Consider the following 21,710-nt stretch of genomic DNA (forward strand, 5'->3'; position numbering starts at 1 on the left):
TATTACGAATTTTGTTATATTTTTTCCACTACCGATCTTTCAGCTATAAGCTCAGGAAAACAATTAATGAAAATTTTAGTGCGTAGTGTGCTGTCTGCGGCAGTGCTTTTAGGTTCGATACCCTCGGCTAGTGCCGAGGCGTTGCCAAAAGTGGTCAATATTGGCTATCAAAAAGCCAATATTTTCGCGCTGCTGAAATATCGCGGCACGCTGGATGACGATTTCAAGAAACAGGGTATTGCGGTTAAGTGGGTGGAATTCACCGCGGGTCCACAAATGCTTGAAGGCCTCAACGTCGGCAGTATTGACCTCGCGGCAACCGGTGATGCACCCCCGGTGATTGCCCAGGCGGCGAAGGCCGATCTGGTGTATCTGGCGCACTCTCCTGCCAGTCCGAAAACAGAAGCTATCGTGGTACCTGCAAATTCGACCATCAAAACTGTGGCCGATCTCAAGGGAAAACGCGTGGCGCTGAATAAAGGTTCTGACGTCAACTATTTGCTGGTCGCTGCGTTGGAGAAAGCCGGTCTGAGTTATAAAGACATTACCCCAGTATACCTGGCCCCAAGCGATGCCCGCGCCGCCTTCCAACGCGGAGCCATTGATGCGTGGGCTATCTGGGACCCGTTCCTGGCTGAAGTGGAAACCCATGCCAACGCCCGAGAAGTGACCAACGCCGTGGATTTGGTGCCACATTACACTTTCTTCCTGTCGAGCAGAAAATTTGCCGAAACTTATCCGCAAACCGCGCTGAAATTAATTGACGAGCTAAAGTCCACCAGCGACTGGGCAAACGCGCATCCTGATGAAACGGCAGAAATCCAGTCTACATCCACCGGTCTGGACAAGAAAATCTGGGCAAAAGCGCTGGCGAGAATGCCGTTCGGCGCGGAGCGAATGACGCCGGAAGTGTTTAAACAACAGCAGGTCATCGCCGATAAATTCAAGAGTAACGGACTACTACCGGTTAGTGTTGACGTAAATACTGCAACTTGGTCTCTGGATAAGCAGTAACTCTTTACTAAAATTCCATTGCGAAATTCTTCACTACAATGCTGCCCCGTTTTGTATTACCGCAGGGGCAGCATCTTCGCCATCAAAATAGCATCGGGTTAATACAATAAATTCTTTGGCATAATCTACTGGCAAACGCTAATAGAATTCTTAGGCGCTGACACGGCTTTTGCGCAGGGCGTCGATTTTTATTTGCTCAACGCTGAGCGTGCTATCAAACAGGCCGGTCGACAGATAAGTCAAGCCACTGTCGGCAAGAATAGTGACAATACGCTTTCCTTTATTTTCCGGGCGACGAGCCACCTCTCGCGCAGCAAACAGCACTGCGCCGGAAGATTCGCCAATCAAAATGCCATCGGTTATTGCCACTTCACGAGCCGCCTGCACCGCCTGCCAACTTTCGATGGCGATAGCTTCGTCGAACAATTCTCTATCCAACGTTAACGGCACCCGTTCCGGTAAAACGTGGCTAAAAGCATGAACACCGGTAATTTCCCTGGCCTCAGGATTGTCACGGTCAGGAATAGAATGAACGCCGGGTTCCACGGCAATCAGTTTGATATCCGGTTTAAGCTGCCTGAGATATTTCCCCGCCCCTGACAGCGTACCGCCGGTACCCACCGAGGCGATAACAATATCAACCTGCCCGCCGGTTTGCTGCCAGATTTCAGGCCCCGTGTTGCGATAATGCGCCAGAGGGTTAGCCGGATTTTCCAACTGGTAGGTAAAGAAGATGTTCGGCTCTTTACGGATCACATTATCCGCCAGCCATTTGGCGGCGGCTACAAAATCGCCGTCGCTGTTTTCGAGTATTTTATCAAACCCCGGTACGTGACTGAATGGAATAATTTCCGCCCCAAACGCGCTGAGAATAGCAAAACGCTCATCGCTGAGTTTATCGTGTAAATAAACGCGAAATTTATAACCTTTTGCTGCGGCAATTGCCGCCAAACCAATGCCGGTATTCCCACTGGTTGTATCTACCAGCGTCACGCCGGGTTTTAATTTACCAGTGCGTTCGGCTTCTTCAATCATGGCCAGTGCAATACGATCTTTGATGCTGTGATTTGGATTGAAATACTCCAGTTTGGCAAGCAGGTCGACGTCCAAATTAAACCGCTCACTAAATCGATTAAGCCTTAATAATGGCGTATTGCCTACCAACTCGGTAATAGCATTGTGGATAGTCATGCTCAACTCCAAAATAATAATCAGACAAAAGGGATATCGGCACTCGGCAATTAAAGCATTTTGGTAAATGATTCCATCAATCCTGGGTCTCCACGGCATCGAGGATAAGCAAACGAGAGTGATTGACCTAAGTACCAGGCAGCGCAGTGCGTTTATGTTTTAAATCAAATATTCCGCTTTTTGCGATAAAGGTAAATGCTCAATAACGGCAAAGCTAACGCTAAAAATGAATAAGCCAAGAGTGCAAATTCAAATGCACAAATGTTATTTTGACTCCCCACTAAACTTGCCACAATTAACGACCAATCAACGTTGATTTTAGAATTATTTTTTCCTGCCCGATTAGCAATATAACAAAAGCTCTGCTAGCTTTATTAGTCTTTTCCCCTGTGTTCTAAGCAACTTTGCCCGCCGCGTGCGGGTATTTTTTTGTCTGTACTATAATCAATACGCTAAGCCTTTATTTTTGCTATTTTTTAACCAGTTATTTCAGGGGAATCATGAACTATCTCGCATGGACAGCAGCAACAGGTGGGCTGCTACTGCTGATGTCACTTTCATTCGGTTGGATAAATCGTACTCCAATCCCCATTTTCGGCATTTATCTGCTGGTCGGAATTCTGTGTGGACCGTGGGGATTTGATGTTTTACGCCTGGACGTGTTAGCGCATTCAACTATTGTCAGCCGCGTAACTGAAATTGCCATTGCCACTTCACTATTTATAACCGGATTAAAGATTCGCCTGCCTTTAAGAGCCAGCATCTGGAAAATCGGTTTCCGGCTGGCCGGGCCAGGGATGATTTTAACCGTGCTCGGTATTATGATTATCGCGCATTACCTCACTGGAATTTCATGGCCAATATCTCTGGCCTTAGCTGCGGTACTTGCCCCCACTGACCCAGTGCTTGCCAGCCTTATTGCCATCAATGATTCGCGCGACGACGATAGTTTGCGGCTTGCCCTCTCAAGCGAGGCCGGGCTGAACGATGGTACTGCCCTGCCTTTACTGATGCTGGCGCTGCTGTGGCATAACGCCGACGGCGCGTTAAGCAGCATGCAATGGCTACACTGGTTCGCGGTTGACGTTCTGTGGGCCTTGGTCATTGGACTGGGTATAGGTTACGGGCTTGGCAGGCTGATCGGGCTAATATCAACCCACTGGCGGCACGTACAGGGCGAGGTCGCACCGAGTGATTTTATCGCGCTGTCGCTTATTTGCTTAAGCTTCGCGCTGGCAATTTCCGTAGAAGCCTCAGGTTTCCTTGCCGCCTTTGCTGCAGGTGTTGGCCTGCGTAGCGCCGAGCTGAGAGTACAGCAAAAAAATCCCACTGCGGAAGATGAGGATGACAACCCTCCCGCCGAAATGATGATCAATCCGCATACGCGACATTCAATGGAAATTGAGCACCGAACGCCGTTAAAGTCTGTAGGACTGGTCATTGGCGATGCCCTGTCTTTCGGGGAAACCATTGAACGGCTGTTCGCAGCGGCTATTGTGATCGTATTAGGCGTTACGCTTGCTCAGCATTGGGACCCAATGGGGTTGGTGCTGGCATTTGCGATTTTTTGTATCGTCCGACCTTTAGCTGTTTATATCTCGACCTGGGGATCTTCTTATTCAAAACAGCAGCGTTTACTCTTTGGTTGGCTCGGGATAAGGGGTATTGGCAGCATAAATTATATTGCTTACGCCTATGCCAATGGTCTGCAAGGCCATGAAGCGATTATGATGACCAATCTGGCAATTACTATCATTACCGCCAGTGTGTTAGTCCAAGGAATAACGGTAACACCGTTGCTTAAATTTTGGAGCAGAAAATAACCAATGATGATCTTTAACGTATTTGGTCGCTATCTTGGCGTGAAACGTGTCGAGCAAAGCTGGCAGGTCTTTCGCGTCGATATGTCTGAACGAAAGTATTCGCGACTGTACGAGATAATCATTCCTGAAGATCTCGAAGAATACGAGATCGCGGGCTGGCTGGGGGATATATACCACGAAGCCGCCAGCCCGCAGCATCCTGATGTCTGGCGAGTTGAGTAATGAGGGTATTCTGGCCCATTCCCCGTCACGACCTTGACGGAGCTGGCATTTTTATCCCGCACGCTTATCTCGTACTTTCGGCATAAACGCGCCTCGGCCAAATAAGCTGCGTGACAAAAAAGCGCTGATTAAACCAGTTCGGCCAACGCGGCGGCGGTAAAATCTTTCAGCTCAGCGTGATTGCCAGTGCGGATTTTAGTCACCCACTGCGGGTCGCTCAACAGTGCACGGCCCACGGCAATCAGGTCAAACTCGTTGCGTTCGAGGCGGACAATCAGATTCTCGATGCTGGCCGGATGGGAAGTCTCACCGGCAAAAGCGCTCATAAAATCGCCCGCCAAGCCCACTGAACCCACGCTAATCGTTGCCGCTCCGGTGAGTTTTTTTGCCCAACCCGCGAAATTTAAACCCTGCTCCCCGTCAATTTCAGGAAACTCGGGTTCCCAAAAACGGCGCTGCGAGCAGTGGAGAATATCGACACCGGCCTCAACCAAAGGTAATAACCAGTCGGTCATTTCTGTAATCGTAGGGGCAAGACGTACCGTAAAGTCCTGCTGCTTCCACTGGCTTACGCGCAAAATCAGCGGAAAATCAGGCCCGACGGCTTCGCGCATGGCTTTCACCACTTCGGCGGCAAAACGAGCTCGCTGTTTCAGCGTCGCGCCGCCGTAGTTGTCAGTACGCAGATTAGTGCCAGACCAAAAGAATTGGTCGATCAAATAACCGTGCGCGCCGTGGATCTCAGCCACGTCAAAACCTAGACGTTTTGCATCGGCCGCAGCCTGGGCAAATGCGGAAATAGTGTCTGCAATCGCCTCTTCGCTCATGGCTTCACCGCGCGGTTGATCGGGCGCGACAAGTGCCGATGGACTCTCTACCGGCGCATCGGGAACCCAATCCGACAGAAAACTGGCAACCGAACCCGTATGCCAAAGCTGTGGCCCTATCTTGCCACCGGCAGCATGAACATCGGCAGCTACTTTTTTCCAGCCAGCCAGTGCCTGCTCTCCGTGGAAGAAAGGAATATTGGCTTCGTTTCGTGAGGCAGGTCGGTTGATGACCGTGCCCTCAGTCAGAATCAGCCCAACTTCCCCCTCGGCACGGCGCTGGTAATAAGCCGCGATCTCTTGCCCGGGAATCCCTTGCGTCGCAAAAGATCGCGTCATGGGTGCCATCACGATTCGGTTCTTTAATGTCAGGTTTTTCAAATGAAAAGGCTGGAACAGAACGTCTACATTGGAAGTGGTCACAGGCTAATACTCCGTTAGGGTTAGTAGCCTTGATAGTATATTGTGTATACTAGGTGTCAATTAGGCACTTAAAAGCTACCAGGTATACTTAAGGAAACTACCATGTCTGACGAACATCCCATTCTTATTCGCGCAAGCTGCCCGCATAGATTATTGCTGGATCAAATTGCCGATAAATGGTCAGTGCTGATACTCGCCATTCTGTGCCAGCAACCACGGCGTTTCAACGTGCTAAAGCGCGAACTGGAAGGCATCACGCAAAAAGCGCTAACCCAGAGTCTGAGAAAATTACAGCGCAACGGCATTATTGAACGTCATGTCATTGATACTTCGCCGATCGCCGTTGAATACGAGATAACGCCGCTTGGCCGCACGCTGAAAGTTCCTTTCGAGGCCCTGTTCAACTGGACTCAAGATAATTTGCCCGCAGTCGAGCGCGCACGGCAGGAATATGACAGTAAGCTCGAAAGCTGAGATTGTTTTTCCACTCAATGCCTTATCACTCATTTATTGCCAAGTTCGCTGCGCCGCATTGCCTGGGATAGCCGTATTATTCTGTTTTCCTGAATAGAGCTTCAACTTTCACCTCCATTATCAAAGCGGATTTGAAAGCGTAAAGTTGTTGAATACTCTCAACGACAGGAAAAAATCATGAGCCAACAACGTACATTAATCATCGGCGGCGCTTCAGGTATTGGCTACTCAGTTGCACAACTGCTGACCTCACGCGGAGATGCGATCGTTTTAGCTGGCCGCAATACGCAAAAACTTCAGCAAGCCGCTAAACAGTTGTCGGGGAAATCCTCAATCGACACTCTGACCTTAGATATTGCCAATGAGCAAGAACTGCGTGACTTAGCCAAAACCTTAGGTCCGGTTGACAATATCGTGGTGACGGCAGGGTCACAGGCACCGGGTGGCCCTCTCAGCTCAGTAGATCTTTCTGCGGCGAAACAGGCATTTGAAACCAAGTTCTGGGGCAGTCTGGCAATTGCTCAACACCTTGGCGGTTTGCTTAAGCCCGGCGGGACGCTGACCTTTACCAGTGGTTTTCTGGCTCGTCGAACAGTGGCAGGCACGATAGTAAAAACTGCGATGAACGCCGCTCTTGAGTCCGCGGTTAAAATCCTCGCTAAAGAATTATCGCCATTAAGGGTGAATGCCGTCAGTCCCGGGCTAACCGATACCGAAGCCTATTCGGCGATGGCTCCAGAAGCCCGCCAGCAAATGCTGGAAAAAGCTGCGGCCGCACTACCGGCGCAAAGATGGGGACGAGCAGAGGATGTGGCCAAAGGCTATCTGTTTGTCATCGATAACCCGTTTGTTACCGGTTCCGTGATTGATATCGAGGGCGGCGCGCTGGTTAACTGATCGCCCTTTCCATTATTCCATCCCACAACTCAGTTTTGTGGGATGTTTCGACCCGTCGCAAATCTTTTTTCAAAGACCCTAACTTTTGTAATTGTACAAAAGTGATTTAACCCTGCAAAGGCTGTGGCATAAGGGTTGAAGCATATCCGCCTAATCTTTCCCGCTCTCTTGATTAAGTTTCTATATTTACTCAATGTTTTCATTTGTCTGCTGATGATTTTTTAACACTATTGTGGATGTTTTGCCCAAGTATAGCCTGTGCTAAGACTCTTACCACTTGCTATAAGTGCATGAAAAATATGGTTTTTTTATTTTCTTTTTTATGGCAGACTAGCCGCCTCTTTAAATTAATAGCCTTTCTTCTCTATTAAAGGCATCACTGGTCTGCTTTATGAACACTTACGCAATCTTGATTTTAGCTTTTGGCATGTCAATGGACGCCTTTGCTGCCGCCATCGGTAAGGGAGCCTCATTGCATCGTCCTCCGTTAAGAGAAGCGCTGCGTACCGGTTTAATTTTCGGTGTTATCGAAGCCATTACGCCGATTATTGGTTGGGGCATCGGCCTCGCCGCCAGTAAGTTCATCATGAGCTGGGACCACTGGGTGGCTTTCATCCTGCTGCTGATTTTAGGCGTGCGCATGATTACCGAAGCTTTTAAGAAAGATAAAGTCGAAGAGGCGGATATTCCGAGCCGACACGGCTTCTGGCTATTAGTGACTACCGCGATCGCCACCAGCCTGGATGCGATGGCCGTGGGCGTAGGTCTGGCCTTCCTGCAGGTCAAGATTCTGGTAATGGCGCTAACTATCGGTGCAGCCACCACCATCATGGCGACGGCAGGCATGCTGCTTGGCCGTTTCCTCGGTGGCGCTATCGGTAAATGGGCTGAAGTGCTCGGCGGCTTAGTGCTGATAGGCATCGGCACTTCTATCCTGGTCGAGCATCTTGGTTTGTTGAATTGATCCAAGATAAGAATCTGCATAACCGAATCGCCTACAGTTCACGATCCTCGGCAGTGTGAGTCGCCATTACGCTGCCGATAATAAATTCGTTAGCCTTTACCAGTGACTGATAGTCGGGGCTAACCTTACCGTACACCCGCATTCCCTCCAGCATCATAAAAATCGTTTCGGCCATGACAGCAGCTTCAATATCGGTTCTGAAAATTTTCATCTGCTGACCCAGTAGTAGGATATTCAGCAGGTTTTCTTTAATCCCATTAAATTTGTTGCGCACTTTCACTTTAACTTCATCATCTCCAGGCAAAAGTTCACTGGCTGCTGCGATAGTAAAACAGCCCCGCTCTCCTTCAGCGCCCGTTGAAAGCAATGCTCCGTACTCAAGGGTTTCCCGCAAAGCAGCCTCGGGTGATTTTTTCTGCGCCCGTGTTCGTAAACGCCCTAAACCTTGCTCCATATATTGCGAAAGTGCAGCAAAAAAAATGCTTCGTTTATCGGGATAAAGCTTGTAAATACTTGCGCTTGCAAGCCCCGACGCTTTCATTAGGTCGCTTATTGAGGTGGCCTGATAGCCCCTCGTCCAGAAGCAGTCTAGTGCGATGTCAAGAAAGTCATTTGGGTCGAACTCTCTAGGTCTACCGAGATTTCTTTTCATAATTGACCTCAATGTCCAGTGTAAACAATGTGGAAATCATTGTAGATTAACCACTCCACAAATCAATTATTCTAGGCTATTATCCTTAAATCACGCGGCAAACATGAATAAAGTCATTTAGAAGAGAGCCTATGTATTCTGGTGAAAACCTCAAAATTGATACTTTGTTTCCCACCAAGGTATTTATTAACGCGTTGATTACCGCGCTGGGCTATGTTGTTGTTCAGCTGGATGTGACCATCGTGAATGTTGCGCTCCCCACTTTTTCTCGTGTTTTCGACGCTGATATCTCAATCTTGCAGTGGATACCGGATGCCTATGTAATAGTCTTCGCTGCTTTGCTACTGGCTGCAGGAGGGTTAAGCGACAAATATGGCAGTAAAAATATCAACTTGGCCGGGATAGGTCTGTTTTTGTTGGCCTCTTTGCTATGCGCTTTATCTCCCTCTCTAAATCTCATGATTTTGGGGCGAGTTTTTCAAGGGGTTGGCGCGGCACTTATCGTCCCCTCATCTCTATCATTACTTACAGGCGCATGTGGCGATAACTCGTCTTTACGGCGTAAAGCCATTGGTTGGTGGAGCGCTATCGGAGGAGTGATTAGCGCAGCTGGACCATTTTTTGGCGGTCTAATCCTCAAGCATATTTCGTGGCATGCTCTATTTCTGCTAAATATCCCGATTTGTATGGTCGGAATAATTTTAACAATGTTCTATGTTCATGAACCGGCAACGCCACGAATGCGCAATATCGATCACAAAGGCATTCTGCTTTTTGTGATAACAAGTTTTTCGCTGATTTATCTTTTAATTCAGTTTGGAAAAAGTTATGCCTTCACTCAGACATTATTGCTGTGTCTGGGAATATTTGCATTTGCATGCATTATGCTGATTGTACATATCAAAAATAGTGTAAACGCCTTTTTACCCCTTAGCTTATTAAGAAACCAGATTTTCTCTCTCAGCCTTTTATTAGGCGCAATCATGAATTTGGCTTTTTACGGCTCAATCTTCCTGTTGACTGTCTACTTTCAGGTATACCGTGGTTTTTCTCCGCTAATGACCGGCTTGGCCCTGCTGACGTTTGCCGTTATTGCATTAGCCAATACCGCCAGTAGCGCTATATCTGAACGAATAGGAGTTCGTCTGACTATTGTCATCGGTTTGCTTATCGCGACGATAAACTATTCCAGCCTCGCCTTGCTGACCTATACCGACGCATCTTATAAAACTTTTGTTGGATTCCTGTTTCTAATGACGCTCGGCGGCGGAATTGCGACACCGGCTATCATCGCCTCCTGCCTGTATCAAGCTCCTCCCAACAAAGCGGCTACCGCTTCCGCAGTTATTAATGCAATGCGTCAAACTGGCGCCGCTGTGGGTGTTGCTCTGCTAGGAATACTGGTAACAGGAACTCATTTTTCTATCAATATCGGTGCAAGTGTCGGATTTGCCATTGCTGCCGTAATAATGTTTTGTGCTGCGCTAGTCGTATTTACAAGTTTTATCATGCCCACTGCAATTTCAGACGATACTTGAAGACGGGTCATCCTGAGTATTAATAAACCACCGCAACGTATTCCACACTCTTTAAATATACCCTTTGCTCAACAGCAGCGATTCCAATGCCGTATTCTCATCGGCAAAGCGCGCGATCAAAAAGTCCAGCAACGCGCGGACCCTTGGGGCCATGTAACGGCTACGCTGATACATAGCGTGAACGGGTAATTCCGGCGTTCGCCACTCGGGCATGACGATACACAGCCTGTCGGAACGTAAATCTTCTTGTATATCCCACAGCGATTTCATCGCAATACCCTTGCCTTCAACTGCCCATTCACGGGCGACGGCACCATCGTTGGTTTCTCTGGCCAGCGCGGAAGGCACCACGTAAGTTTCTGAAAGCTGACCTTGGGTAAAACGCCATTCGTTGGCGATTCCATTGGTTGAACAAAGAACAATACACTGGAATTTGTCCAATTCGCCGGGATTGGCGGGTACGCCATGGGTCGCGATAAAACTCGGCGATGCGCACAAAACCCGGCGATTGGGCGCTAATTTGCGGGCGACCATTGAGCTATCGGGCGGCACGTCAAATCGAATGGCCAAATCAAGATCGTCCTGCAGCAAATTAGACAGCGAATCGGCCAGCACCAAAGCGAACTGGACTTGGGGATAAAGCTCCCCGAACTCATCTAACCATTTTTTCAGCATCCGCCTGCCGAAGTCCGAGGTGGCGGCAATCCTGATTTTCCCCATCACCGCAGTGCGACCGGCCAGCAGCGCGGCGCGAGCATCATCCAGCGCGGCAAGGGCTTGTATGCAATGCGCAAGATACAGGCTCCCTTCTTCCGTCAGGCGCAACTGCCGCGTGGTTCGTTCAAATAGCCGGGTATTAAGCTCTGCCTCAAGCTTGACCAATCGCGCGCTTGCTGCTGCAGGAGATAACCCCAGCCTCCTTCCCGCCGCGGATAAACCGCCCAAATTGGCAGTTTCTACAAATAGCCGAATGTCACCGAGATTGTCCACGATTTTTCCAAATATTTTGATAATCCATCAAATGTTAGCCCAATTATCAAACCCATGCCATTTCGGGACAATGGCCTTACTTTATCGAACCATCAAAACAACATTACTTGAGTACGGAGTCAATCATGTCAACACCGTTCCCTGCTTTCAAAAAAAGCGTCAAATCGTTAACTAGCGCGATGATTGCTGCGGGCTTTGCCACGGCGCTTTTCGCAACATTTCCTGCCGCCGCCATCGGTGCTACAGGGTCAAACCTCAGCGCCCAGGGTCAGGACAATCTTGTTCGCCCCGACACGCTAATCGTTGACTCCGGCTTGTCCAAACAACAGGCCCGCGAGCAAATTCTGGCGGCACGTCGCTACGACACATTCTGGACTACCGGCGATCAGGCATTGGCTCGCAGCGCGCTGGCATCTGACTTTATGGACCGGACATTACCCCCTGGACGTCCGCAAGGTGTTGAAGGCCCTTTGATCGCATCGAAAGGATTTAGAGCCGCCGTGCCCGATCTTCACTGTGAGGTTGAGCAGATGATGGTAGTAGGTAATCGAGTGGTATCACACCTGCGGTTCAGCGGTCATTTCACCGGTATCTTCAATGGAGTTAAAGGAAAAGGACAATCCGTGAACTTTATAGCAACTGATATCTATCGGATAAATAACGGGAAAATTGTCGAAAACTGGCATTTGGAAGACAACCTGACCTTCCTGCAACAGGTTGGGCTAGTGGCTAAACACTAATGGCGCAGTGCCGACAATATGGGTCTGCAGACAAGAAAGTCTGCGACTCATCAGCCAATCATTAACTGGAGAATTTTCAATTATGCAAAACAGCTCACGCCTTTTTACGCCAACAGTTATCGGCAATAATACCCTGCCGCACCGTATCGCTATGGCTCCCATGACTCGTGCGCGCAGTACGCAGCCGGGTGACGTGCCGAATGAAATGAATGCTCGCTACTATGCCCAACGAGCCTCGGCGGCATTGATAGTCACCGAAGCGACGCAGATATCACCGCAGGGAAAAGGCTATTCCTTTACTCCAGGCATTTACAGTGCCGAACAGGTTGCAGGATGGCGACAGGTAACTGATGCAGTCCATGCAGCCGGTGGGCGTATATTCCTTCAACTTTGGCACGTTGGCCGTATGTCGCACGCTGATTTTCATGATGGCAGGCTTCCTGTTGCGCCCTCTGCCGTTCCATTCGAAGGACAAATCTGGAAGGTTGATCCTGTGACCGGCAAAGGTGCCATGACCGACTGCCCGACCCCGCGAGCATTGACACGCGAAGAGATTGCTGGCGTTGTCGATGATTTTCGCAACGGCGCACGTAATGCAATCGCCGCCGGATTTGATGGCGTAGAGATTCACGGTGCCAATGGTTATCTGGTTGACCAGTTTTTACGCACCACATCCAATGTGCGCACCGACGAGTACGGCGGTTCTCGTGAAAATCGGCTGCGCTTTTTGAAGAATGTCGTTAATGCCGTTGCCGATGAAGTGGGTGCAGAGCGAACTGCAATCCGTCTTGCGCCGTTTCTCACCGCTCGTGGAATGGATTGCCCGGATATTTTGCCAACAATTCTCGATGCCTCCGCTTTCCTGCAAGAAAAAGGGATCGCCTATATGCACCTTGTCGAAGCAGATTGGGACGACGCGCCTCAGTTTACTGAAACTTTCCGTAAGGACATTCGCGAAAGATTTACGCGCCCTATTATTGTTGCAGGCAAATACGATAAAGACCGCGCAGAATGGGTACTCGAAAATGGCTATGCCGATCTGGTGGCATTTGGTCGCTCTTTTATTGCCAATCCAGATTATCCACATCGTCTGGCGCAAAATCTTCCACTGGCAGATTTCGAAGGCAGTACACTTTTCGGCGGCACAGAGCATGGCTATACCGATTATCCCGGCAGTCAAAAGTAAATAAGACTATTGGATCACAGATAAAGCCTGGCTATAGCTTTTCAGTAAAATATATTCAGTTGGTAGTCTTTTTTAAGTCAGGCTACCAACTGTATTTAACCCCAACCATCGCCTCGGTATTGGTATAACCTTTGTTTCCGATTTGCTGACCGACATTGCCCCAGGCAGTAAGATTTTGAGTAAGTTGCCCCTCAACACCGGTTTTTACCTCGCCAATCTTATTCGCGCCATCCTGGCTAACCCTTGCGCCATTCATTTCAGTGCTGAAGTTACGAGTATTGTGTAGCCAGTTTAGTTCAATGAAGGGTTCAAACTCGCGGCTTTTGCCGTCATCAATTTTACTGTGCCCTTTCAGGAATAGCCGGGTGCCAAGTCGGGTCTGGATATTGCCATTGCCATCGCTGTTGATTAAGGTGCCGTTGCTTTCGGTGTGATTATTTGCTTTAACGCCCATCCATGTTATTTGCGCCTGTGGCTGAATATATACCGTATTCAGGCTCTGCTTGCTGGAGTAAAACTCACCGATTTTCCAGGTATATCCCGTTTCCAGAGAGGCACTAAATCCGTTTGAGTTATATTTCTCTTGCGGCAAATCTTCGCCATTGACCTTATTTTTGAACCAATTGTATTGCAACCAACTATCCAGATATAACCCCGTCTTATTAACATCATTGGCATACCATGTGCCATACACGCCTACGCTATAACCGCTAACCTGCCCTTTAGAAGTATTGCCCGTAACGCCAGAGTGAGTGTTACTTTGGTTATTACCGTACCCTCCCATCAAACCAATATGTCCGCGATCCAGACCATTGTTACTCCATTGGGCTACGTCGCCACCTAACATAACGACATACTGATTAGAGGTGGTCTTCAATGAACCTATATTTGAGCGCCAGCCATTGTGGGTGCCAACTTGACGCAGCCACAGGCTGGTCACCCGTTTTTCCCCCGTCAGGGCATCGGTATATTGAGTTTCTCCCAATCGGTCGTGCAGACGGGTATTAAACATGGTGTTGGCCGCTGCCAGGTCCTCGATATAACTGCCGGCTTCCGGGCGCAGCATGATGTCAGAAGATGGCGCAACAGTGGCCGGATTGTCTGGAACCGTCGGGCTCGTTGGTGTAGTTGGTGTAGTTGGATTTGAAGGATTGGCCGGAGTTGTAGGATCCACCGGAGTGACCGTCCCAACCGGCTCGCTGGCGCTGTTGGTCAGATACCAGTTACTTTGATTATTGAGCGCGCCCCGCGCCAGTCGATAGTCATAAGCACCCGCAACAATACGTCCATCCTGCAAGAAATTACCGTCAGAACTGCCGCCAACGTTAATCAACTCAATCCCGTTTAAGGTTCTTGCGCCACTGCCTCCTGCATTTTCTACGCTCACCAGTGTGGTACCGCTGGTATTACCGCGAATTGACATGTGATCGGTCGCGGAATTATCATCGCCCAATGCAGTATTGAAGGCTATAGTTCCATTATTACCCATGTAATTTCCATTAATCGTTAGCGTGTTTCCGGCCTGAATATTACTGCCTGTTTGCCCAAGCTGAATTATTCCGCCGTTAGTGAGATTACCGCCAATAGTCAGAGAGTCGCTGGTTGCTGGCACGGCCTGAATTTCCGCCAGAGTAGTCATATTCTGCGAGGTAGAATTACTGCCCACCTGCAACACTCCAAGGTTATTTACATCCCCCGCCACCGCACCATTACCCGCCAAAAAACCCTGATTAATATTAATTACAGATGTCGCCAGCGTCAGTGGCTGGTTGCGGCTACCAAAATTAATGCCTCCCTGATTAATATCCGTTGTTCCGGTATAAGCACTGCTGGGCGCGGTCAAAGTCACGACTCCAGCCCCTTCTTTAACCAGATTACCTTCCCCCATAACACTATTATTTAGCGTCCAGTCAGTATCGGTTATCAAGTTTAGCGTGCCGCTATCATTAACCGCCGCGCTGCCAAGATGCTGAGCTTCACTTGCTGTCAGTTGGCTGCTGGGGTCAATATTAAAAATACCGCTGAAGAGAGCATTATCACCCGCCAAAACAATCTGACTGCCATTCAGATTAACAGTACCACTATTGCTTAAACTGTTTTGCAATGAGCCATTGGCGCTAGTCAGAATAAGCTTACCTGCGTTATCAATAGCACCGCTTCCCAGCCCGGCCGCATTATTCAAGCTGATCGTTGCATCATTAAGTATTTGAGTATTAGCGGCCAGAGAAGTGTTTTCGCCATTAATTTCCAGAGTACCGTCATTTAATGTGAGGCTACCATCACCCAGCAAATGCCCATTGATGATTCCTCCCTGATCGATTGTCAGGCTCCCGCCATTTATCGCAATTTGTGAATCTTCTGCAGCATCGACACGCCCTGTAGTCTGGGCATAGCCATTCATATTCAGTGTGGTATCAGCGGCTAATTGCAACAGTGAGGTGTTGCCCAGTACATGATTGTTATTCATCAATAAGTTGCCACTACGAACCTCAGTGATACCGGTGTAATCATTATCCTGATTGGACAGTGACACGGTGCCATTCGCATTGTTCTCAATAGCCAAATCACCGCTGCCAGTCACTTTCGCGCTCAAGTCGGCGGCATTTCCACTGGCACCGGCACTGTTGAGAAGCAGTGCATTATCACCATTACCTTGAAGATCAACCTGTTTCAAAGCGTAGCCAATATACAGGCCATCCTGATTTTCCCCGGTTGTTATTGTTAGACGCCAGTCCCATGTCCCCAGAGCAACAAGTGAACCATTTTGCAGTATTCCGTCAGTCACACTGTCGGTAATCACATTACCGTTTGCATCGACGAGTGCCAGGCTACCGGCATTGCCTGTTACCGTGCCATCTGAACCAGCCAGTCTGATCGTTGTCGTTTTATCATCTTGTGATAATAATGGAATATTGTTATCGGCGGCTGGCGTTTCATTAATCATATTATCAACGCCAACTTTCACCGTACCGCTTGCCGTGAGGTTGAGGTCACGCCCGGTTTGAATAGTGTTTTCAGCCCGTGTATTACCCGGTGCGATACTGCCAAAATCAACAGTTCCCCCATCAAAGGCCAGGCCACCAATATGCTGCACGCCATTACCCACGGTTGTGATGCTGCCCGCTCCAGCCCTTAGTGTTGCCTGATTCAGTGCCTGAGTATTGAGACCACTAAGAATAAAAGTACTGTTACCCAATGCCAGCGTGCCAGCAAAAGAGTCACCGGCATTATTACTGTCAAAGCTAAAAGCGTTACCGCCGGTATTGGTGCTGACTGTCCCGTTGCCGCTCAGATGGCTTTTAAAAGTGGTTGCACCACTATTTTGAATAGCCAGCGTGCTGGTCCCGTCGATGTTATATCCTGTATTAATATTGTCGTCAGTGGCATCGCCCAAGGGTAATGACTTATTATTGAGGGTTAAAGTAGAGTTATTGGTGAGATTAATATGTTCAATACCGCGCAGGATATTGGCATTACTGTAGACGTACTGGCTGTTATTCATGACCAATATATCATTGCCGCTTCAGCCATCAATTAAGGGAGAAGTTGCAGCCGTGGCCGCATCGAGATTAGTGAATTCAATACGGTCGTTATCAGCCTCCATCAGCACATTACCCAATATGCTGCCATTCTCCCAATGGAAAGTATCATCCCCGGTACTCATCCTGATTTCACCTTTTACGATGCCACCCGTCACGCTAACGCTGTCCGCGCCGCCGCTCACGCTGATATTTCCACCGACCGTGCTATCGCCGCTGATAATAATGGTGTCATTACCAAAGCCAGTAACCAAATTACCTGTAATTTCACCGCCGGACATATCAAATATATTATTATCCAGCTTCATATTAACGCGGCCAATTTTACCCCCGGTCATTTTGGCCACGTCTCCGTCTTCGAAAGCATTGACGATGGTGCCACCAGTCATGGTGAAGGTATCGCGGTTATCACCCTGCTGCAGCGAGCCTAATGTTCCGCCGCTCATAACAAAATCGTCTATTCCGCTGCCCTGAGAAAGCGTATCTGTAATAGTGCCATTACTGATAATCGCTTTATCGGCACCGTTGCCTTGGTCCACGTTGCCAGTAATCGTACCCCCCGTCAGGATCAAGGTGTCATTCCCTGCCCCAAAGGTCACTGCATTACCGCTGGCATTGCCTCTAATTGTTCCGCTGTTGATAAGCTGATTATTACCACTTCCGTTGAACAGCACCCCAGGCCCGGTTGTTCCTATTATTGAGCCACTGTTATTCAATACGCTGCTTCCCTCGCGCAGCAATACGCCGGTGGTTCCTGTTAATTGCCCGGCATTGGTAATTTGACTGCCATTGCCTAATGAAATCGCTGCTGCTCCGCTTACATTTAGCACGCTGCCCGAGGTTATATTGACGCTGACGCCCGTGACACCATTAGCGCTGATCACTGCCGTAGAGCCAGGGTTTGGGCTGCTGGTATCACAGAGTACAGATTGTCCTAAGCCCGGTTGATAATTATTACAGGCGGCAAAGGCCTCGTTACCAGAGGTGAAAGCAAGATAAATACAGGTGGAAATTAAAGAAAATTTGCCGATTAATTTCATGTTAATCCTCGTATTTTTAATACGCAGGCATCGTTTCCCCAAAAGCATGGATCGAAGAATTTTATAAAGGACGCCTTTGCCAGTGTTATAGGTATTTATTGAGCGTTAACAATGCGTAGACAAGAAATAACGTGAAGTGGTTAAAACAGCTAAATCAAGAAGGAGGTAAGTATTAATATTATTTTAGGTAAAACTTTAGTAAAAAATGTAACAAATAAATCAGATCAAAGCCGCAAATTTGCTTATTGCTTGCCTATTGATGAAGAAGAATTTCTGGATCACGCGCCTACTATAGAGCTCCGGCACAGTCATTTACAACGGCAAAGCGCAGGGATCGACTTTCTAAGCACGGATTTTACTTTCTAAAAAATAAACTCTGTTATTTTAACGGCACTTAACCAGCTTTACCGTTTTGACGCTGTTCGTCCTGCTTCCCAAAGCTCCTAAAGCATGATTATACTGTATGCATAAACAGTATAGCTATGGAGCGCCATTATGAATTTTTCGCGAGCGGCAATTTCACCAGAAGAGCTTAATCTGCCCCTTTATCAAGAGCTGGTGCAGGCCGGTTTTCCCAGCCCGGCGCAGGACTATATCGAGAAGGGTATCGATCTCAATAAGTTATGCGTTAGTCATCCGGCGGCAACCTACTTTGTAACCGCAACAGGCTTGTCGATGGTTGATGCCGGGATCTACGAAGGATCAATGCTGGTGGTAGACAGAAGCCTGACGGCCAAACACGGCGATATTGTCATCGCCTGCGTGGCGGGGGAATATACAGTGAAACGCTTTTGTACCCACCCTTTCATAAAACTCGAACCGATGAATCCCAATTTTCCGACAATTATTCCCCGCGACGGCGGCGATGAACTGGAAATCTTTGGTGTTGTGACCTTTAGCATTAACGGTTTTCAATAATGTTTGCCCTTGCCGACGTTAACTCCTTTTATGCCAGCTGCGAGGCGGCATTTCGCCCTGATCTAAAGGGTCGCCCAATCGTGGTGTTATCCAATAATGATGGCTGTGTGATCGCCAGAAATAAGGAAGCAAAAGTGGCGGGGATAAAAATGGGTGCGCCGTATTTTAAAGTTCGCCGCGAATGCGAACAGCATAACGCCGTGATTTTCAGCAGCAATTACGCGCTATACGCCGATATGTCCTATCGCGTTATGACAGTTCTTGAAGAGATGGCACCCGCCTTTGAGATGTACTCGATCGACGAAGCATTTTTAGACCTCACAGGCGTCAGCCATTGCAAAAACCTTGAAGAATTTGGCAGAGAAATCAGGGAAAAAGTCTACAAATGGACAGGGCTAACCATCGGCGTCGGCATTGGCCCAACCAAGACGCTGGCCAAGCTTGCCAATCACGCGGCTAAAAAATGGACTCTCACGCAGGGCGTGGTCGATATTTCATTGCTGGCACGCCAGCGTAAACTCATGGCGCTGGTTGACGTAAGTGAGGTTTGGGGCGTTGGCCGAAGGATCTCGAAAAGGCTAAATGGAATGGGAATTGAGACCGCGCTGGATCTCGCCGATGCGCCGACCGGACTTATCCGTAAGCATTTTAGCGTAGTGCTGGAAAGAACGGTGCGCGAGCTGCGCGGTGAGCCGTGCCTGGCCATGGAGGAATTTATTCCCACCAAACAGCAAATCATTTGTTCGCGATCGTTTGGTGACCGCGTCTCACAGTATAAATTAATGCGCGAAGCTATTTGCAGTCATGCCAACCGCGCCGCGGAGAAACTCCGCAAAGAGCATCAGTACTGCCGCCATATATCCGCGTTTGTCAAAACCAGCCCCTTCACGGCGGGCGAAATTTACTATGGCAATATAGCTTCCACTCGCATTGAAACCCCAACGCAAGATACGCGAGATATTATCGCCGCTGCCACAAAATGCCTGGATGCCATTTGGCAGGAAGGTCATCGCTTCCAAAAATGTGGCGTTATGCTGGGGGATTTTTACAGTCAGGGTATCTCCCAACCTGGCCTGTTTGATGAGCATCCACCGCGCGCAAAAAGCGAACAGTTGATGGCAGCATTGGATGATATCCATCACAGAGGCATAGGCCGAGTGTGGTTCGCCGGCCAAGGGATTGCCAAAAGCTGGGAGATGAAGCGGGAGATGCTCTCCCCCGCCTATACCACGCGATTTAGTGATTTGATGCAGGTAAAGCTGAAATAAGGCCGTGCGGTCATATAATCGGGACATAGTATTGGCAGTTAATGCCGTGATTCTTGATGCTCGACATCATAGGAGTATAGATTTCGATATCTTCACCTTTGCGACGAATCAGCTTATTTTTTGATAGATATACCGAGTAAATCTTGTAAAGAAAATCCTGCATTCCATCCATGGCACCATCATAGTGAAATTTCACATATTTTCCTTTTTCAATGGTAATCAACTCTCCATTGTCAGCAGGCATATTTGCATCTGATGGAACCGTGGCCATCGTATACTGAAACGCATATTCCCGTTTTGAATTGCTTGCAGATATATAGTCAACCAGGCCGATAAGTGAGGCAGGTTTATCCACCAAATGGGGGAAATGGTCATCCCAACTCTTCATTCTGGAGTTGAAATTGAAGTATTCATTATCCCCTACCTCGCTACGAATCTCTTTCTTCTTGCCCACTAGCTGCATTTTTTCAAGTGTCACAATATTAGCTTCGAGTGAAGGCTCGCTGTTATATTTTATCGGCGCACAAAACTGCCTGGTTTCTAATATTTCAGACTTCCTGAAAGCCCTGGGAGTAACGCCAAACTGATTTTTAAACGCTCGACAAAAGTGCGGCTTAGAGTCAAATCCGTACTCCAGAGCGATATCATAAATATCCCTTTTGGTGATTTTCAAAATAGTAGCGCACTCGGAAAGCCTGCGCCCTCGGGTGTAATCACCTAGAGTGATACCGGTATGGTCTTTAAAGATTCGCTGAAGATGCCATTTTGAATATCCCGCTTTGCTGGCGACATAGTCGACGGAAAGCGGAAGGTGTAAGTTCTCTTCAATCCAGTCTAAAAGGCTTTTAATGACACTTTCTTGCATTATACGATTCATCGTTTACTTCCATCATTATAAGATTTATTTTTTAGGCCTGACTTACTTTTTACCAAAGTATTTTTTTATATTAGAAATCAGGCCAAAAATAGTCATTGAATATTTTTCACCTTGGTATTCTTTAATCACAGAAACTGTTCCAAGGTAAGGATTAATTCCTCCCTTTTCTACGTAGGTTGAATTAGCATCATTTTTCAGGATGTTAGGGTTATTGATACCTTTGCTTTTATCGATTGCCACTATCTGACTCTTTAGATAAGCATGAATCTCCTTTAAAAGAGCATCATCGAGACCTGCTTCTAAATTAAATGCGAAGGGAACTCGTGGTGAAACTGACAGTACTGGTGTCATTTTCTTTTCGTTTATATTGCAAATTATCAATGAGTTATCCTCATAATAGGGATTTTCCAGATAGCATTTGAACGCAGCCAGTCCTTTGCTGCCATTTTCAGAAAGCAGATTAAGGGTTCTGTTTTTACAGCTCGCCGCCCCTTTCTTCTGTAATGCCAAGCCTAACCCCGGCAATGAGGTCAACACGCCTTCCTCTTTCAAAGCATTGGTTAAACGCTGCACCGTCGAGCGCGGTAGCGAAACCTGTTTGGCAATCTGACCCAGCGTTAACGGGTAAGCCGTTGCCTCCAAAAGGTGGATTATTTGCATGGCACGGCTTATTGACTGCACAGACGTCCCTGCACTGTCGTCAGTAAGCGAGCTCTCGTTCATAGGCATAAATTATAACCAACCTCTCTGCTTAATTAGCACTAATTGTGATCTTAAGATTCAAATCTTGTATCACAATGCGGTTAATATTATCATAATGTGGTTGATTAATTCTTTCACAATTGATGCCAGAATTAACAAAATAATGATTTATAAAGATTTATTGGAGGCGGCAGTGCATGAGCTAGTTTTTATGGATCTACTATGGAGCCCGTTTACGCGCATGGTTCTCATCGCCATAGTGGCATCATTAATATTGAACAAGGTTATTGCCAGGTTGCTTCCTGCTTTTATGAAAAAGCTTGAACCTCTTGTTGGGCTCAGTGCTTTTATATTGGTTATCCTGATTCAAATGACTACGGTATTCGGTAAATGAAAAAAACAATTAACATTCTTATAACACTCAT

20 protein-coding genes are annotated in these 21,710 nt (G+C 48.0%); 12 read left to right on the top strand and 8 right to left on the bottom strand.

The window, feature by feature from the left end:
- Positions 1-66 precede the first annotated feature (66 nt).
- Positions 67-1,014 (top strand): sulfonate ABC transporter substrate-binding protein, encoded by a 948-nt coding sequence (locus SPM24T3_RS02395; protein WP_009635094.1) that lies wholly within the window; start codon positions 67-69, stop codon positions 1,012-1,014.
- Positions 1,015-1,164: 150 nt separating this feature from the next.
- Here SPM24T3_RS02395 and SPM24T3_RS02400 read toward each other — a convergent pair whose 3' ends face one another.
- Positions 1,165-2,205: a PLP-dependent cysteine synthase family protein gene (locus SPM24T3_RS02400; protein ID WP_009635095.1), complete on the bottom strand. Its 1,041-nt coding sequence runs from the start codon at positions 2,203-2,205 to the stop codon at positions 1,165-1,167.
- A gap of 500 nt (positions 2,206-2,705) precedes the next feature.
- Between SPM24T3_RS02400 and SPM24T3_RS02405 the strand changes: the two genes are divergently transcribed.
- Together SPM24T3_RS02405 and SPM24T3_RS02410 are read left to right on the top strand one after the other, a co-directional pair.
- Positions 2,706-4,028, top strand: a complete 1,323-nt coding sequence (locus SPM24T3_RS02405) for a sodium:proton antiporter (protein WP_009635096.1) — start codon at positions 2,706-2,708, stop codon at positions 4,026-4,028.
- Positions 4,029-4,031: 3 nt separating this feature from the next.
- Positions 4,032-4,250 carry a hypothetical protein gene (locus SPM24T3_RS02410; RefSeq protein ID WP_009635097.1) on the top strand — a complete coding sequence of 73 codons (219 nt, stop codon included), beginning with the start codon at positions 4,032-4,034 and terminating at the stop codon, positions 4,248-4,250.
- 128 nt (positions 4,251-4,378) lie between these two features.
- On the opposite strand, the gene SPM24T3_RS02415 is transcribed toward SPM24T3_RS02410, so the two are convergent.
- Complete coding sequence (locus tag SPM24T3_RS02415) at positions 4,379-5,500, bottom strand: NADH:flavin oxidoreductase (protein ID WP_009635098.1); 1,122 nt, start codon at positions 5,498-5,500, stop codon at positions 4,379-4,381.
- A 102-nt stretch (positions 5,501-5,602) separates the two neighbouring features.
- Here SPM24T3_RS02415 and SPM24T3_RS02420 point away from each other — a divergent pair, with 102 nt between their 5' ends.
- The 3 genes from SPM24T3_RS02420 to mntP all read left to right on the top strand — a co-directional run bounded on the left by SPM24T3_RS02420 (position 5,603) and on the right by mntP (position 7,835).
- Complete coding sequence (locus tag SPM24T3_RS02420; RefSeq protein WP_009635099.1) at positions 5,603-5,974, top strand: helix-turn-helix domain-containing protein; 372 nt, start codon at positions 5,603-5,605, stop codon at positions 5,972-5,974.
- Positions 5,975-6,151: 177 nt separating this feature from the next.
- Positions 6,152-6,871: an SDR family oxidoreductase gene (locus SPM24T3_RS02425; RefSeq protein WP_009635100.1), complete on the top strand. Its 720-nt coding sequence runs from the start codon at positions 6,152-6,154 to the stop codon at positions 6,869-6,871.
- A 391-nt stretch (positions 6,872-7,262) separates the two neighbouring features.
- A complete protein-coding gene (gene mntP / locus SPM24T3_RS02430; protein WP_009635101.1) occupies positions 7,263-7,835 on the top strand; it encodes a manganese efflux pump MntP in 573 nt (190 codons plus the stop codon).
- 31 nt (positions 7,836-7,866) lie between these two features.
- On the opposite strand, the gene SPM24T3_RS02435 is transcribed toward mntP, so the two are convergent.
- Entirely contained in the window at positions 7,867-8,487 is a 621-nt protein-coding gene (locus SPM24T3_RS02435; protein ID WP_037377355.1) for a TetR/AcrR family transcriptional regulator, read from the bottom strand.
- Between the two features lie 131 nt (positions 8,488-8,618).
- Between SPM24T3_RS02435 and SPM24T3_RS02440 the strand changes: the two genes are divergently transcribed.
- A complete protein-coding gene (locus tag SPM24T3_RS02440) occupies positions 8,619-10,025 on the top strand; it encodes an MFS transporter (protein WP_009635103.1) in 1,407 nt (468 codons plus the stop codon).
- A 51-nt stretch (positions 10,026-10,076) separates the two neighbouring features.
- Here SPM24T3_RS02440 and SPM24T3_RS02445 read toward each other — a convergent pair whose 3' ends face one another.
- Positions 10,077-11,015 (bottom strand): LysR family transcriptional regulator, encoded by a 939-nt coding sequence (locus SPM24T3_RS02445; RefSeq protein ID WP_009635104.1) that lies wholly within the window; start codon positions 11,013-11,015, stop codon positions 10,077-10,079.
- 125 nt (positions 11,016-11,140) lie between these two features.
- On the opposite strand from SPM24T3_RS02445, the gene SPM24T3_RS02450 reads away from it, so the two are divergent.
- Both SPM24T3_RS02450 and SPM24T3_RS02455 read left to right on the top strand, forming a co-directional pair.
- On the top strand, positions 11,141-11,755 hold the full coding sequence (locus SPM24T3_RS02450) for an ester cyclase (RefSeq protein ID WP_009635105.1): 615 nt from the start codon (positions 11,141-11,143) through the stop codon (positions 11,753-11,755).
- An 82-nt stretch (positions 11,756-11,837) separates the two neighbouring features.
- Positions 11,838-12,941, top strand: coding sequence for an alkene reductase (locus SPM24T3_RS02455; RefSeq protein ID WP_009635106.1), 1,104 nt, complete (start codon positions 11,838-11,840; stop codon positions 12,939-12,941).
- An 82-nt stretch (positions 12,942-13,023) separates the two neighbouring features.
- Here SPM24T3_RS02455 and SPM24T3_RS02460 read toward each other — a convergent pair whose 3' ends face one another.
- Together SPM24T3_RS02460 and SPM24T3_RS24220 are read right to left on the bottom strand one after the other, a co-directional pair.
- Complete coding sequence (locus tag SPM24T3_RS02460) at positions 13,024-16,443, bottom strand: autotransporter outer membrane beta-barrel domain-containing protein (protein ID WP_009635107.1); 3,420 nt, start codon at positions 16,441-16,443, stop codon at positions 13,024-13,026.
- A gap of 21 nt (positions 16,444-16,464) precedes the next feature.
- Positions 16,465-17,520 carry a hypothetical protein gene (locus tag SPM24T3_RS24220; protein ID WP_009635108.1) on the bottom strand — a complete coding sequence of 352 codons (1,056 nt, stop codon included), beginning with the start codon at positions 17,518-17,520 and terminating at the stop codon, positions 16,465-16,467.
- A 495-nt stretch (positions 17,521-18,015) separates the two neighbouring features.
- Between SPM24T3_RS24220 and umuD the strand changes: the two genes are divergently transcribed.
- Together umuD and umuC are read left to right on the top strand one after the other, a co-directional pair.
- On the top strand, positions 18,016-18,438 hold the full coding sequence (gene umuD / locus SPM24T3_RS02465) for a translesion error-prone DNA polymerase V autoproteolytic subunit (protein WP_009635109.1): 423 nt from the start codon (positions 18,016-18,018) through the stop codon (positions 18,436-18,438).
- The gene (gene umuC, locus SPM24T3_RS02470) at positions 18,438-19,706 is read left to right on the top strand and encodes a translesion error-prone DNA polymerase V subunit UmuC (RefSeq protein ID WP_009635110.1); all 1,269 of its coding nucleotides are present in this window, start codon (positions 18,438-18,440) and stop codon (positions 19,704-19,706) included. The genes umuD and umuC overlap by 1 nt, the downstream gene beginning before the upstream one ends.
- A 10-nt stretch (positions 19,707-19,716) precedes the next feature.
- On the opposite strand, the gene SPM24T3_RS02475 is transcribed toward umuC, so the two are convergent.
- Entirely contained in the window at positions 19,717-20,571 is an 855-nt protein-coding gene (locus SPM24T3_RS02475; protein ID WP_237712958.1) for a helix-turn-helix domain-containing protein, read from the bottom strand.
- A 54-nt stretch (positions 20,572-20,625) separates the two neighbouring features.
- Entirely contained in the window at positions 20,626-21,312 is a 687-nt protein-coding gene (locus SPM24T3_RS02480; protein ID WP_083836166.1) for a helix-turn-helix domain-containing protein, read from the bottom strand.
- 136 nt (positions 21,313-21,448) lie between these two features.
- Between SPM24T3_RS02480 and SPM24T3_RS02485 the strand changes: the two genes are divergently transcribed.
- Entirely contained in the window at positions 21,449-21,679 is a 231-nt protein-coding gene (locus SPM24T3_RS02485) for a hypothetical protein (RefSeq protein ID WP_157135228.1), read from the top strand.
- Positions 21,680-21,710 lie beyond the last annotated feature (31 nt).

It is taken from the genome of Serratia sp. M24T3 (assembly GCF_000257645.1).
Classification (GTDB): Bacteria; Pseudomonadota; Gammaproteobacteria; order Enterobacterales; family Enterobacteriaceae; genus Rouxiella.